The organism is Brevibacillus sp. (assembly GCF_003521185.1).
Classification (GTDB): Bacteria; Bacillota; Bacilli; order Brevibacillales; family Brevibacillaceae; genus Brevibacillus; species Brevibacillus parabrevis.
Map to the genome: position 1 here is coordinate 35,304 of NZ_DOTK01000045.1, position 12,859 is coordinate 48,162.

The 12,859-nt window shown below is 52.9% G+C and carries 14 protein-coding genes; 2 read left to right on the top strand and 12 right to left on the bottom strand.

The annotated features are described in order from the left end of the window. Positions 1-13: 13 nt before the first annotated feature. From DEP07_RS13435 to cysK, 7 genes are all read right to left on the bottom strand, one after another. On the bottom strand, positions 14-1,312 hold the full coding sequence (locus tag DEP07_RS13435) for a hypothetical protein (RefSeq protein ID WP_141254219.1): 1,299 nt from the start codon (positions 1,310-1,312) through the stop codon (positions 14-16). Between the two features lie 420 nt (positions 1,313-1,732). Then, complete coding sequence (locus tag DEP07_RS13440) at positions 1,733-2,074, bottom strand: hypothetical protein (protein ID WP_122964514.1); 342 nt, start codon at positions 2,072-2,074, stop codon at positions 1,733-1,735. Positions 2,075-2,328: 254 nt separating this feature from the next. After that, complete coding sequence (locus DEP07_RS13445) at positions 2,329-3,222, bottom strand: hypothetical protein (protein ID WP_287102600.1); 894 nt, start codon at positions 3,220-3,222, stop codon at positions 2,329-2,331. Positions 3,223-3,422: 200 nt separating this feature from the next. After that, the gene (locus tag DEP07_RS13450; RefSeq protein WP_287102601.1) at positions 3,423-4,637 is read right to left on the bottom strand and encodes a hypothetical protein; all 1,215 of its coding nucleotides are present in this window, start codon (positions 4,635-4,637) and stop codon (positions 3,423-3,425) included. A 141-nt stretch (positions 4,638-4,778) separates the two neighbouring features. Next, a complete protein-coding gene (locus tag DEP07_RS13455; protein ID WP_063227385.1) occupies positions 4,779-5,114 on the bottom strand; it encodes a YuzD family protein in 336 nt (111 codons plus the stop codon). A 54-nt stretch (positions 5,115-5,168) separates the two neighbouring features. Further along, positions 5,169-6,302 carry a bifunctional cystathionine gamma-lyase/homocysteine desulfhydrase gene (locus tag DEP07_RS13460; RefSeq protein WP_063227384.1) on the bottom strand — a complete coding sequence of 378 codons (1,134 nt, stop codon included), beginning with the start codon at positions 6,300-6,302 and terminating at the stop codon, positions 5,169-5,171. Between the two features lies 1 nt (position 6,303). After that, positions 6,304-7,227, bottom strand: a complete 924-nt coding sequence (cysK, locus tag DEP07_RS13465; protein ID WP_063227383.1) for a cysteine synthase A — start codon at positions 7,225-7,227, stop codon at positions 6,304-6,306. A gap of 193 nt (positions 7,228-7,420) precedes the next feature. Here cysK and DEP07_RS13470 point away from each other — a divergent pair, with 193 nt between their 5' ends. Beyond that, the gene (locus DEP07_RS13470; RefSeq protein ID WP_122964743.1) at positions 7,421-7,642 is read left to right on the top strand and encodes a NifU family protein; all 222 of its coding nucleotides are present in this window, start codon (positions 7,421-7,423) and stop codon (positions 7,640-7,642) included. Positions 7,643-7,694: 52 nt separating this feature from the next. Here DEP07_RS13470 and DEP07_RS13475 read toward each other — a convergent pair whose 3' ends face one another. The 3 genes from DEP07_RS13475 to DEP07_RS13485 are packed head-to-tail and all read right to left on the bottom strand — an operon-like array spanning position 7,695 to position 10,643. Further along, on the bottom strand, positions 7,695-8,645 hold the full coding sequence (locus DEP07_RS13475; RefSeq protein WP_217022246.1) for an alpha/beta hydrolase: 951 nt from the start codon (positions 8,643-8,645) through the stop codon (positions 7,695-7,697). Next, positions 8,642-9,601: a 2-hydroxyacid dehydrogenase gene (locus DEP07_RS13480; protein ID WP_287102602.1), complete on the bottom strand. Its 960-nt coding sequence runs from the start codon at positions 9,599-9,601 to the stop codon at positions 8,642-8,644. Before DEP07_RS13480 ends, DEP07_RS13475 begins: the two co-directional genes overlap by 4 nt. Continuing rightward, the gene (locus DEP07_RS13485; protein ID WP_274874328.1) at positions 9,558-10,643 is read right to left on the bottom strand and encodes a hypothetical protein; all 1,086 of its coding nucleotides are present in this window, start codon (positions 10,641-10,643) and stop codon (positions 9,558-9,560) included. The genes DEP07_RS13480 and DEP07_RS13485 overlap by 44 nt, the downstream gene beginning before the upstream one ends. Positions 10,644-10,763: 120 nt before the next feature. Between DEP07_RS13485 and DEP07_RS13490 the strand changes: the two genes are divergently transcribed. Beyond that, entirely contained in the window at positions 10,764-11,285 is a 522-nt protein-coding gene (locus DEP07_RS13490) for a phosphatidylglycerophosphatase A family protein (protein WP_122964508.1), read from the top strand. On the opposite strand, the gene DEP07_RS13495 is transcribed toward DEP07_RS13490, so the two are convergent. Together DEP07_RS13495 and DEP07_RS13500 are read right to left on the bottom strand one after the other, a co-directional pair. Then, entirely contained in the window at positions 11,268-12,047 is a 780-nt protein-coding gene (locus DEP07_RS13495; protein ID WP_280648562.1) for a TIGR01457 family HAD-type hydrolase, read from the bottom strand. The two genes, DEP07_RS13490 and DEP07_RS13495, sit on opposite strands and share 18 nt — an antisense overlap. 140 nt (positions 12,048-12,187) lie before the next feature. Continuing rightward, positions 12,188-12,814, bottom strand: a complete 627-nt coding sequence (locus DEP07_RS13500) for a helix-turn-helix transcriptional regulator (protein WP_122964506.1) — start codon at positions 12,812-12,814, stop codon at positions 12,188-12,190. Positions 12,815-12,859: the final 45 nt, after the last annotated feature.

A 12,859-nucleotide genomic window follows, 5' to 3' on the forward strand; every position in this document is an offset into this window, starting at 1 on the left:
CTCAAACCTCCTTTTAAACGTCTTTCGGGTCGTGCCGCACTTTTACTTCCAGAGACAGCTTGTGCAAATCAATACGATAAATCGGCCTCGGCCTGCCCCGCTGACTCATCGATTCCGTGCCGATGACTTCGGCTATGCCTTTTTCCTTCATCTTCTGCACCATCCTCGCTGCATTGCGCTCCCCCGTGTTCATCCCGACGCTAATTTCCCGTGTCGTCACCTCGTTTTTCTGGATGAGCTGGAGCCAGGAAAACAGCTTGCGAATCGACGTCGAGACAAAATCGCCCCGTTCTTCGCCGATGAGGGAATAATCGAGCGTGTTGCGCGTGCCGAGCGGACCGAGCACCTTCATCTGGTCGTCGATGAGATAGGCGCTGTTGCCCGGGTTGCGAAAAGCAAATTCGACGGCGCGATTGGCATTGTACAAAGCCCGCTCGACTGTCTCGCCCATGCCGATGCCCAAGTTCATCGTTCCCAGCTCTCCGCTGCTGTTTTTCAGGACGGGAAAGCTGGAAAAGTCTTTGGTCACTTTTTCCACGATCCCCCGCGTGGTATACAGCGTGTACTGCCCCGGATCGGCGCTCGTCATCGACGCAAACAGCCGTTTGCTGAACTCCGTCACTTTCTTTTGATATTTGTCGAGCGCATCGCCAAGCTGTTCGCCCTCGGCAGGCTCGATCCGAAATTGCAGCACCGTAATTTGCGCCAGCTGCTTTTTCTGATCCCGCGCCAGCCACAGTGCCTTATTGATCGTGTCGCGAATGAGCTGCTTCGTGCTTTTGATGAAAAAGACCGGGACATGCTCGCCCTTCAACCGCTCGTAGACGGAGTGAATGCTGGTGGCAACGACTTGCGCCTTGCCCTCTTGCCATAGCGTCAGATGATGCTCGTACAGCTCCTCCGAATTTTGGAAGCCGTCCATGTTTTTCGAGAACCAATGCACTCCTTTCGCTTCAATCTCGTCAAAAAACTCTTGCAAGTGCTTGGCTGGAATACCGTCAAAGCTGATGGTCGGGAAAAAGTGATAGTGGCGATAAATCTGGAAGATCGCTCTGTACAGATCAGTTCCTTCGAAGGGGATGAAAATCGAGCACGAATGGGGCGGGATCAGGTCTTGGGAGAGAAGGAACGGCACATCGCCGCTGAAAAAGTAGACATCGTAAACTTCCATGCATTCCTGGAGCAGCTCCCGCACACTCTTTTCCGAATCGTAAATGAGCCTGATCGGTTCGATATGCGGAAACTCCGCGAGCACGGTGCAAATATCTTCGACTAGCAACCTGGGACCAATGACAGCGAATGTTAGGTTCAATTAATCACCTTCTACTTGTTCTTTAATTAGTCTGCTATTCGTAAAGAGAAAAGGATTTGGCAATAAAACCCAATTTAACGAGCGGTCAAACAGTGACTTTTCGACATTTTTCGTTCTGTAATATGTCTGTAATTCGATTTAAATTAATATTATTTACAAAAATCAGAATTGTCAATCTATATTGGGTATCATTTTTTTGTTGGGAGGAGGGGGATGGGTATAAGGAATTGCTATAGAAGAAAGTCGAGGGAGCACCCCTGCCTAGGGCGTCGCTCGCCTATTTGCCCACACAAAAAAAGCTTATTCTCACACGCTCATTGCGCTGGAATAAGCTCTTATCCGCTTTGCTGTTCCTTTTATGGTGCGCTTTTTAAATTACACTGTTTTTACCGTTCGCTGTTGCCTAACGGAAATTCCCCCTCACAACTTCTGCACCCGCAGCACAGGCACCTTTTTCTGCTCATATGTGCCTTCCAGTATCTTCTCGTGAATCACATTCAGCTTGAGCAGGCTGGCGATTTTCCCGGTGTCCGCCCGCGACATGAGCCGCCAAAGAGACGGGTCGGGCAAAGAGTTGTACAGGCGATCGTCGCTGTAGTCTCGCCGCTCCTGGTAGCTGATCACCAGCTTGAAGTCACCTTCCTCGGCGCTTCCGGCTTCCGCGTAAGCGTCGAGCAGCTTGCTTCGCAGCGCGCCAAGCTCATCCTCTACCTGCTTCTGGATTTCTTTCAATTCATAAAAGCGGGCGATTAGCTGTTCCATCGGCTCGTCCTCCTTGATTTGGGCTCTTCCAAAGAAGGATATGTGCGACCGCTGGACGATAGAACACCAACACCTCTTGGCCGGGAAAAAGCAGCGAGGGGCCGCCCCAAAAAGACGAACAAAAAAGCCCAAAACCCGAACCACAGTTTCCCTACGTTTTGTCAGTTTTGTCACACGAAAAAAGGAGCGTCTCCTGGTCGGAAAATCGACTTTGGAGACACCCCCTCTGTTGTGGCATAGGCAAGGCAAGTATGTTATTTGCCGATCATTGTGTTGATCGCTTCGCCTGGATGCTTGATCAGGAAGGTAGAGTATTCCACTTCCCAAGGGTTCCATTTGCCCTCGCCCTGATAGCCCCATACGGAGTTGATGCGGGACACGGTATCTGTGTTGTTCATGCCCACGATTCGCTGTTCCCCTACAAGTTCAAACGTTCCGTTTCCATCCATGTCGACTGGCGTAAGCGAGCCGAACGGATACGAATAGACGTTTACATCGTCGCCGTTTGCCTGCACTTTGCCTGCTTTGTCGTACAGCTTCGCTGCGACATATACGTCCTGATTCGCACTCACGTCAATGGTCAGAGGCTTGTCCAGCTTGGAGCCTTTGCCCTCTACTTTAAAGCCATCCACGAATTTGCCTTCGTAGTGGATACCATCGTTTTCCTTTTCGCCAAAAATGACAGCGGGCTTGTTGTTTGCGAAAGTGGCAATGACGTGGCTGTAAATGCCACCACTGCCGCCCGTTGCGGTTTTTACAAACGCATCTGCTACGTGATCTCCGGTAAAGTCTACGAGAGTCAGTTCGCCTTCGTAGCCGCCCAGTTCCTTGAGGTCTGTTGTACTGTACGCTTTCGATTTGCCATCTTGTACGACGATGTTCATGTTGGAAGCGTAGATGTCGTCTGCCTTTTCTTTTTGTCCAACCAGAAATACTTTATCTTCAACCTTGTCGCCGTTCACATCGGCGGACTTTACATCGATGACGTACGTGTTTTTGTCGAGCTTCAAGTCTGCTGCCGCTGCGAACAGCTTGCCTTTTTCCGAATCAGCGTGCGCCACTTTCGTTCCTGCCATATTCAAACCTGCAACTCCTACTACTCCTGCCAATACGAGGAATGCAGCGGGCTTCATCCATTTTTTATTCATTGTTTTTTCCTCCCAAGTTGTTCTTGTCTTCATGTACAACTATAGGACGAAGCCCATCTTAATTCGTTACAAACGGTTTACGAATCAAAAACAAAGAGGTAAAAACTTTCTGTGCAGGGGCGGGCAACCAGTTGCAGAAAGTGCGCCGCTTTCTCGCGCTGTTCCCTTCCCCGCAGGCAAAAAAGCGCCTGTGCCACGGCTTACTTGACGTTGTCGAGCACGCTTTTCACATTCGCAGCCGAGTCTTGGCGAATGCTCAGATTATAGTGCGCTCGCACCGCCTGATACACAGCGTTCAAGTTTTGGCTGCTCTTGTTTTTGCGGTAGGCGGCGACCTGCTTGGCGAATATCGGATGGTGGATCACGTCCCGGCTCCAGTCCCAGACGCGCGGCTTCAGCGCATCTTTGCGCGCTTGCTCAAGCAACTGCGGGAAGCGCTGAATGAAATGCTGGGCGATTTTTCTGCTGGCATTTTGGTATTCGTTCGTCTGTTCAATCGAGTAGTTCTCTGCTCCCTCTGCAAAAGGCTTGCCGTTGACCGAGATGATCTCTCGCGGCTGCACAGGCGCCATTCCGGGCAGCAGCTTCACTTGATAGTACGCCCAGCCGCTTGCTGTCTTTTTCCCTGGCAAAATCAGCTGAACAAACTGAAAGACACGGTCATAGGCATACGTCTCCGGGAAATTTTTCTCTCCTGGTTCCAGATCGAGCGGTGACTGCGGGAACACAAATCCTTTGCTGTCTACGGGAAAACCTGGCAGCCCACTCTCCACCGCCCAGCGCACGGCTTCATTCTCCGAGTCTTTCAGGTCAATGCCTCCGTGGTAAGGACGCACATCTTTGAATGCACGATAAAACACCGTCGCGACAAATTCCCTTGTCGCAATCCCGTCATCGATTTCCTCCGGTTTGACATACCCGGCATGGATGAGTGGCTGTATTCGGGCGTTCAGCTCCAGCTCGGCACGCGCCTTCCTCGCCTGTAGCCCTTCAGGGGAATAGCCATCCAAAGTATCGATTTGCCGATCCAGTTCAGCAAGTTTCCCGCTCGCTGGATACGCAGGCGGAAAAATCCCGATCATTTGATAAAAGTTCCACAGGAAGCCTTTTTTGGATGTGACAAACTTTCGGTTGTCGTCAAACTCCAATTTGTAATGGTCGAGATTCCCCGTCGAGTCAACCAAATACTGTTTGATCGGATACTCCCGCACTGTCGCAGGCGTCTGCGGGTTCGCGAGCGAAACCATCTGCACATTCAAAAACAAATACTTCTCTGGATTAGCCGGGAGCTTGTATGTGATTTTATAACCAGGAGCAGCCGCTGCGGCTATGTCCAGAGCGGGTGACACAACTGGCACAGCCGAGAGACAAAGCGTACACGTCAGCAGGCTAAAAACAAGCTGTTTTCCTTGCATAGTCAAAATCATCCTTTTTTCATGTCATACCAATATGGACGCGGAAGGAAATGGAAAGTAACATATCAACATAAAAAAAACCGACCAGATGCTTCTCATCTGATCGGCTTGTATCCAACTGGTCGAGCTTTTGGCGATAGCTTATTCGCTCTCAGTCTGGACAGCTACCGGGGCAACCCCCATGCTTTCCAGCTTTTCGTAAATATCTTTCAGCTTAGGATTTCCCTCGCCGACAATTTCCCCGGAAATTACGACAAGCGGATACCATAAATCTTCCTCAATGATGCGTGTCGCCCAGCTTTTGTCATCGTCTGTCTGCGGCTGTTGAAAGTCGCTGTACACGATGCGGATGCTGTCGCTTCCGTATTTGCGAGAAAGGGCAGCCTGCAACCATTCTGCTGTCTCTTTGGCAGATGGCAAATTGACGCAGCTTGCGCAAAGCTGTTCGGTTCCGAATACCTTGATTTCCACACTCATCTCATCCGCCTCCTCGCGAGTCCGTCCGTAGCTGAGTTGCATTCGTTATGCGATTTAGGACAGAGCCTGATCCAGATCTTCAATCAGGTCTTGCACATCTTCGATTCCCACGGAAATGCGAACCAGTCCATCTGTGATGCCCAACTCGGCGCGGCGTTCTGCCGGGATGGAAGCATGCGTCATACGAGCAGGCACGCTGATCAGGCTTTCTACTGCCCCGAGCGATTCTGCCAATGTGTAATACTTCACTTTCGCCAAAACTTCATCGGCACGCTCTGCGCTGCCAACGTCGAAGGAGATCATGCCGCCAAAGCCGCGAGCCTGTTTTTGGATCAGCTCATGACCGGAGTGATTGGACAAGCCAGGGTAGATGACACGCTTGATGTCGCTGCGCTCAGACAGCCATTTTGCTATCGTGCGGGCGTTGTGCTCATGCTCTTCCATGCGGATTCCGAGCGTTTTCATCCCGCGCAGAAGCAGCCAGGAATCTTGTGGGCCGAGGACGCCGCCAATCGCATTTTGCACGAAATGCAGGTCTTCGCCAAGCTGCGCATCTTTTGCAACGACCAGACCAGCGACCACATCGCTATGTCCGCCCAAATACTTCGTTGCGCTGTGGAACACGATGTCTGCGCCCAGATCGAGCGGATTTTGCCAGTATGGAGTCATGAACGTGTTGTCGACTACGAGCAGCACGCCTTTTGCTTTGGCGATGTCTGCCAGCGCACGGATGTCGCTTACTTTGAGCAATGGGTTGGTCGGCGTTTCCATGATGATCGCCTTTGTTTCCGGGCGAATGGCTGCCTCTACCGCTTCCAGGTTGCTCGTGTCGACGTAGCTTGCTTCCAGGCCCATGCGGGAAAATACGCGAGTTACGACGCGATATGTACCGCCGTACACATCGTCACCCACTACAAGATGATCGCCTTTGCTGAACAAAGACAAAATCGTGGACAAAGCCGCCATCCCGGAGCCAAAAGCAAAGCCGCGCGCTCCGCCTTCGATCTCGGCAATGTACGTTTCCAGCGCGTGGCGCGTCGGGTTGCCTGTGCGGGAGTACTCGAAGCCTTTGTGCACGCCAATCGCTTCCTGTTTGTACGTGCTCACTTGGTAAATCGGAACGGAAACCGCTCCTGTATGTGGATCTCCATCGATACCGCCGTGGATCAGACGAGTTTTAATGCGCATCTTAGATTCCTCCCTGGTAGATTTTTTTGCTCAGATAGCGTTCGCTGCCATCGGCAAACAGCGTGACGATGTTGGTGCCCGGCGCTGCTTCTTTCGCTTCGCGCAAAGCTGCTGCCATCGCTGCTCCGGCAGAGCTTCCGACGAGCAAGCCTTCTTTGGCTGCGAGCTGCTTGACCAGATCAAATGCTTCCACATCGAGAATCGTGTGAATCGCATTAAAATAGCTGGTGTCCATGAATGGCGGCAAAAATTCCATGCCGATCCCTTCCGTTTTGTGCGGACCGGATTCTCCCCCGTTCAAAATCGAACCTTCTGGCTCCACGATGACGGTTTTGACGTTCGGGTTTTGCTCCTTCAGGTAGCGGGCAGCCCCCATGAACGTACCACCAGACCCGGCGCCTGCAACGAACACGTCTACTTGTCCGTCCATCTGGCTCCAGATTTCAGGGCCTGTCGTCTTGTAGTGGGCGTCAGGGTTTGCCGGGTTAGCGAACTGCTGCGGCACGAATGAGCCAGGAATCGATGCTGCCAGCTCTTGTGCTTTGGCAATCGCTCCCTTGATCCCCAGTTCAGTCGGGGTATTTACAACCTCGGCTCCCAGTGCGCGCATCAACTCTTGCTTTTCCTCGGAAAATTTGGCTGGTACGCAAAAAATGACTTTATAGCCGGTTCCTACAGCGGCCAGTGCTACGCCAATCCCTGTATTCCCTGCTGTCGGTTCGATAATGGTGCCGCCTGGCTTCAGCTGGCCGCTCTCTTCAGCGGCGCGAATCAATTCCATGCCCAGTCTGTCTTTTACGCTGCCACCTGGGTTAAAGTATTCCAGTTTGGCGAACAAGCGCACTCCTTCTGGAAGCTCAAACTGTGTAATTTCGACGATTGGTGTATTGCCAATCAGTTCCTTCACATTGCGAAATACGTTCACGAAGATCTGACTCCTTATGTTGAAGTACTTGCTTTTTCATTATAACATGCTGCTATTGCAAAAAGTCCATGCCAGCCCACTTTGATTATACTTCTCCCAGGAAAGTGTCGACAGGGCATGTAAGCCATGGATTTATCACCGGCGTACGATTATAATAAAGGAGAGGTTGGAAAGGAGTGAATCGACCATGGATATGATGGATCAAGTACAAGAAGTTCTCGATAAACTGCGCCCTTACCTGCAACGTGACGGTGGTGACGTACAACTCGTTGACGTAGAAGAAGGCATCGTAAAGCTGCGCCTGATGGGTGCATGCGGCAGCTGCCCTTCGTCCACCATTACCCTGAAAGCAGGGATTGAACGTGCACTGGTGGAAGAAATCCCAGGCATCAAGGAAGTTCAACAAGTATTCTAATCCAGGCGCACAGCCATGAAAGCAGCTACCCGCTTACGCGTAGCTGCTTTTTTCATTTTCCCAAGATCGATGCCTTGCCACTTTGCCCCGTTTTCGCCATGCCTCTTTCCAAAAAGGCGATGACCCGCTCTGCGTACTCGTCGGGAATCAAAGCAAAGCTGCGTACGTGCCCGGCGTGCGGCACCAGCCAAATTTGCGAATCCTCGTCTTCTGCCAGAGCGTGCAGCCGCTTGCTGTTTTCCGCAGGCACCGTATGATCTCCCGTGCCATGAATGAACAGGATCGGCTTTTTCGCTTGGCGAACGATCTCAAAAGGCTTGACATGACGCGGATTCGCCCTGAGAAAAACCGGACTCAGCGTCAAAATCAACCAGTTGAAAGGAAAGCGCGGGAGGCCCGTCCATTGCGGCAAATTTTCTTCCAAATACTCGCTGAGCGAATAAAAGGGAGAGTCCGCCACCACAGCCGCAATCCTCGCATCTCTTCCCCCGACGAGCAAAGAAGTCGCCGCCCCCATGGAGAAACCGACGAGTCCAATGGTTTGTTCGGGATGCTTCGCCGCCACAAAATCAATCGCGCCGAGCAAGTCATGCTGCTCGCGCAAACCGATTGTGGTCAAAGCCGGAGTTGACTCCCCGCTGTTGCGAAAATCGAACATCAACACATCGTAGCCCGCCTGAACGAGCTTGCTTGCGAGCGCCAGAGCGGGAAGGTGCGGCTCTTGCCTGTTTTGGCTGTAGCCATGGGCAAAAATCAGCGTCCGGCCATTCGGCGTGCGCCCGTTTCGGGCAGCGGAATGATACCAGCCCGAGAGCGAAATATTCGTCTCCCGACTGGGAAAAACAACCGCTTCCGCCGCTTCCAGCCCGAAGTCCTCCGGGTTCATGTCAATCGGTTTGCGCACCGGATGCGTCAAGCGCCACGTCACATGCAAAGCGACGGCGGAAGCGGCCAGAATCCCCAGCAGCAAAAGGCTCGCCACGATGATCAACACGGTACTCATAAAGCGGTCAACGGCTCCTTTCCACTCAGTACAGCGACAATATTGGCGGCGGCCAGCGACGCCATCTCATTGCGCGTCTGGATCGTGGCACTGCCAATGTGCGGGAGCGCCACCACATTTTTCAGCGCCAAAAGCGGATGATCGAGCGGAACTGGCTCCTGGGCAAATACGTCCAGCCCCGCCGCCCAAATCTGTCCAGTGGTCAAAGCATGATGCAAAGCGGCTTCATCGACGGTTCCGCCACGGGAAACGTTCACGAAGACCGCCGATTTTTTCATCAGGGAAAATTCATGCGCTCCCATCAGGTGCTTCGTTTCCGCTGTCAGCGGCGTCAGTAGCACGACGTAATCCGCTTCCTGAAGCAATTCCTCCAGCCCAACCAGCCGCGCTCCCGTCTTGGCCTCCGCCTCTTCCTTGCGATTGCGGTTATGGTACAAAATGCGCATGTTGAACCCGGCTGCTCGCTGTGCGACCGCTTCCCCGATTCTCCCCATGCCGATAATGCCAAGCGTAGCTCCGTACACGCTTTGTCCCGCCATCAAGTACGGGCTCCATGACGTCCATTCGCCTGCGAGCAAAAAGCGGTTGGCTTCCGTCACTCTCCGGCCAGTCGCAAGCAGCAGGGCGAATGCCAGGTCTGCGGTCGCTTCCGTCAAAACATCTGGCGTATTGGTCACCGCGATCCCGCGTCTTTTGCAGGCAGGCACATCGATATTGTCATAGCCCACAGCCATATTCGCGACGACTCGCAGCTTTTTGGCACGAGCCAAAAGCTCCTCGTCCACCCGTTCCGTCAGCATGGTCAGCACCGCATCGGCGTGCTCGATCTCTTCGAGCAGCTTTTCGCGCGGCACAGGAGTGTCCTCCTCCCATTGCTTCACATCGGCTACCGTCTCCAGCATGGCTATGACTTCATTGGTCAGTTTCCTCGTGACGAATACTTGTGGCTTGCTCATTGTTTTGCCTCCACAGCCAATCGATTTGTGGAATGGTGACGCCATAATGATCTGCGACCAGACGGGGATAGCGCCGGAGTCCTTCTTCCATTTTCGCAAGCTCGTCTTCCAGTTGGGATTGCCAGCCTTCCGCGTTTACTTCCTGCCGCTCCTCCAGCGGAAGCTCCTTGTACGACTCCACGAGCTTCAAAAAACGGCCAGGGTAGAGCATGAGGGCGTAAATGACGGCGTACTCTCCTGTCAGCAACGGAGCAACACTGTTGTAGCCGTCCAAAAAGTGAATCACGGCTTCGTCGTCCCAACCGTTGCGCTTCGTTTCGGCTTTCAGCCATTGCCCAAGATCGCGAGCCCGCATGTCGAGAACCCAGTTCCATTCTCCCGCCATCAGGCGTACATCCTTCTCATTCCATAGCATATACCCTTGATCAAAATTTTGGTAGGCTACTTTTCCAAGTCCTGCCGTTTCTTTCACGACTTTGTCGTAGCCCGCTTCCAGCAAGTATTGCACAGATATTTCCCCAAGCTGATGCACGTACGTGTAGCAAGTCAAAAGCAGCTCATCCATCGGCGTCAGCTCGGCATCGGACTCATCCAGTTCATCGCGGTACTCGTTGTAATGCCGCAATTTCCGTCTCCACGTACTCGGCCAGTTTCCAAGCGAGCTGTACGGGATGAACAGTTTTTCGCCGGAAAAATTTTTCGTCGCCTGATGGAACTGCGCCAACGACTGTCCGCTGGCGTAAAACGAATTTTCCGGAACCGACTCGCGCACTCCCCGATACAAGTAGTATAGCTGTTCATCCTCGACAAAATGGGGCTGCCCGCCCGTCGTCTTGACCAGCTTGAGCATCCGAATGTCTTTTTGCTGCTCCAGATGCTTGCGCACTTTCTCGATGAATTTGCTTTTGTATCGATACCCTGCCGGCGCTTCAAACATGTAATACAAGCCCTGGTCGGTTTCGAGCACTTTGCTGGCGCCCGTCACCCGATAATTTTGCAGTTGGAATCCATACTGCTCCTGAAGCAGTTCTTTTTCCTCCATACAGGTCAGCCTCCTTGCACACCTTCTCTAGGCGCATTGTATGTCGCCAAGCCGGGATAGGTGCCTATCTGGCTGCAGATACTAGGAGCACCCATGTTTGCCAGAAAAGGAGGAATACCGATGGTCGAACACCCGCTGAACAGCGAAAGCTGCCTGGAGGCGGTCATTGAGCTTTTGACGAAACGCGGCGTTTCCCTCGACGACATCGCCGAGATTGTCTTTTTCCTGCAAGAACAATACGTCCCTGATCTGACGATGCAGCTGTGTCTGGAGAGCGTGCAGGCCGTTCTGAACAAGCGCGAGGTGCAAAATGCCTTGCTGACTGGCATTCAGCTGGACATGCTCGCCGAACAAAAACAGCTGCTGCCCCCGCTCCAGTCGATTATTGAAGCGGACGAGCCTTTGTATGGCGTAGATGAAGTGCTGGCGCTCGCCATCGTGAATTTGTACGGCAGCATCGGCTTTACCAACTTCGGCTATGTCGACAAGCTTAAACACGGCAAGCTCGCCCAGCTCAACGACAAAAGCTTCGGCGTCCACACGTTTTTGGACGACCTCGTAGGAGCGGTAGCCGCAGCAGCGTCGAGCCGGATTGCCCATCGCCAAAAGCAGCAGGAAGAGTGTCTAGAGCGAGATTCGTAGCTGCCATTCCGGCAAATCGCTGGCGACATACGTCGGCTTTGCCGTATGGCTGGCGGCTTCCTCACGCGTAGAGTAGCCAGTCAAAACGAGCAGGCTGTCCAACCCGCTGTTTGCTCCGGCTTCAATATCGGTAAACAGGTTATCGCCGACAATTAACGTCTCGGAAGCTTTTGTCCCGAGCACTTCCAGCGCATAGCGCACGATGATGGACTCCGGTTTGCCAATCACAATCGGTTTGGTGGCGGATGCAACGGAAACAGCCGCTACCAACGAGCCGTTCCCCGGGAATAGCCCCGCGTCAGTAGGCAAAGCAGCGTCGGCATTGGTTGCGATAAAAGTGGCTCCTGAACGGATCGCGCGCGCAGCCACTGCGAGCTTTTCGTAGGTAAAGGCACGGTCGATTCCGACAATGACGTAGTCCGGATCAGCTTCGGTCAGGCGATAGCCTGCTGCTTCCAGTTGTGTCAGCAAGCCTTCCTCCCCGATCGCGTATACGTTTGCCCCGGCGGGCGCCTGCTCTTGTAAATACTGGACAGTCGCCATGCTTGTCGTGTAAACGTCACGGGCAGCCGCCTCGATTCCCATCCCCGTCAACCGATCCGCCACTCGCTCAGCCGATGTCGAAGAGTTGTTGGTTAAAAACAGGTACGGAATCTGCTTGTCCTGCAAATAGCGGACAAACTCGCCAGCCCCTGGGATCACTTCATGACCGCGGTAAATCGTTCCGTCCAAATCGAGCAAATAGCCTTTGTATGGTTTCATGTCTGATCTCCTCCACCCTGTTGTACCCATTTACCATACCCGCTTTTTCATCGTTTGACGAGTCGGCTGTATGTTTTTTCAACAGCAAAAAACCACCCTCGCACGCAATCGTACAAAAGTGGTCATCACTGACACTGTATTTACGCTTTTTTGATTTCAAACACGCACTTGTCTCCGCCTTTTGCCATGCAGGAGGTTTGCTCCACATCGGCGTTCAGCACGCGGCGGAACAAGGAAAGCTCACAGGTACAAGCCTGGTTGAACTCGCGCGCGACTTGGGCGATCGGACAGTTGAACTCCTGAATGCGGTACGTGTTGCCGTCGGCGTCCGCTTCCCATTCCACCATGTAGCCTTTTTCGTTTTGCAGCTCCGCCAGCTTCGCTACGCGGTCCTTCAACTCCCCTTGCACTTGGGAGCGATACGATTCCTCCAGGCGATTTTCGCGGCGGCGAAACAGCATCTCGACTTTGCCCATTCCGTCGATGTCTTTCAAATCTTGCAGGAAGTCCAGTGTCAAATGAGAATAATTGCGCGGAAACAGCTCATCTGCTTCCTGCGACAAGGAATATACATTCGTCGGTCGTCCCATTGCTTGTCTTACAAGCGTGGACTTGATCAGATTGTCTCTCTCCAAAGTGTTCAGATGGCGTCTGACCGCCATTTCAGTAATGCCAAGCTCGACGGCCATGTCGCTGACAGAGAGTGAGCCTTTTACCTTGAGCATGTGCAGGATTTGGTCACGAGTGGACGTCCCCTCGTTTGTCATACGTATCACCGTCCTTTCTACTTATTGTAGCGGATCGGCACGCTT

Excerpts from the sequence above, each read along its gene's own strand:
- DEP07_RS13440 (WP_122964514.1), bottom strand. The coding sequence starts at position 2,074 with ATGGAACAGCTAATCGCCCGCTTTTATGAATTGAAAGAAATCCAGAAG.
- DEP07_RS13445 (WP_287102600.1), bottom strand. The coding sequence starts at position 3,222 with ATGAATAAAAAATGGATGAAGCCCGCTGCATTCCTCGTATTGGCAGGA.
- DEP07_RS13450 (WP_287102601.1), bottom strand. The coding sequence starts at position 4,637 with ATGCAAGGAAAACAGCTTGTTTTTAGCCTGCTGACGTGTACGCTTTGT.
- DEP07_RS13455 (WP_063227385.1), bottom strand. The coding sequence starts at position 5,114 with ATGAGTGTGGAAATCAAGGTATTCGGAACCGAACAGCTTTGCGCAAGC.
- DEP07_RS13460 (WP_063227384.1), bottom strand. The coding sequence starts at position 6,302 with ATGCGCATTAAAACTCGTCTGATCCACGGCGGTATCGATGGAGATCCA.
- DEP07_RS13470 (WP_122964743.1), top strand. The coding sequence starts at position 7,421 with ATGATGGATCAAGTACAAGAAGTTCTCGATAAACTGCGCCCTTACCTG.
- DEP07_RS13475 (WP_217022246.1), bottom strand. The coding sequence starts at position 8,645 with ATGAGTACCGTGTTGATCATCGTGGCGAGCCTTTTGCTGCTGGGGATT.
- DEP07_RS13480 (WP_287102602.1), bottom strand. The coding sequence starts at position 9,601 with ATGAGCAAGCCACAAGTATTCGTCACGAGGAAACTGACCAATGAAGTC.
- DEP07_RS13485 (WP_274874328.1), bottom strand. The coding sequence starts at position 10,643 with ATGGAGGAAAAAGAACTGCTTCAGGAGCAGTATGGATTCCAACTGCAA.
- DEP07_RS13490 (WP_122964508.1), top strand. The coding sequence starts at position 10,764 with ATGGTCGAACACCCGCTGAACAGCGAAAGCTGCCTGGAGGCGGTCATT.
- DEP07_RS13495 (WP_280648562.1), bottom strand. The coding sequence starts at position 12,047 with ATGAAACCATACAAAGGCTATTTGCTCGATTTGGACGGAACGATTTAC.
- DEP07_RS13500 (WP_122964506.1), bottom strand. The coding sequence starts at position 12,814 with ATGACAAACGAGGGGACGTCCACTCGTGACCAAATCCTGCACATGCTC.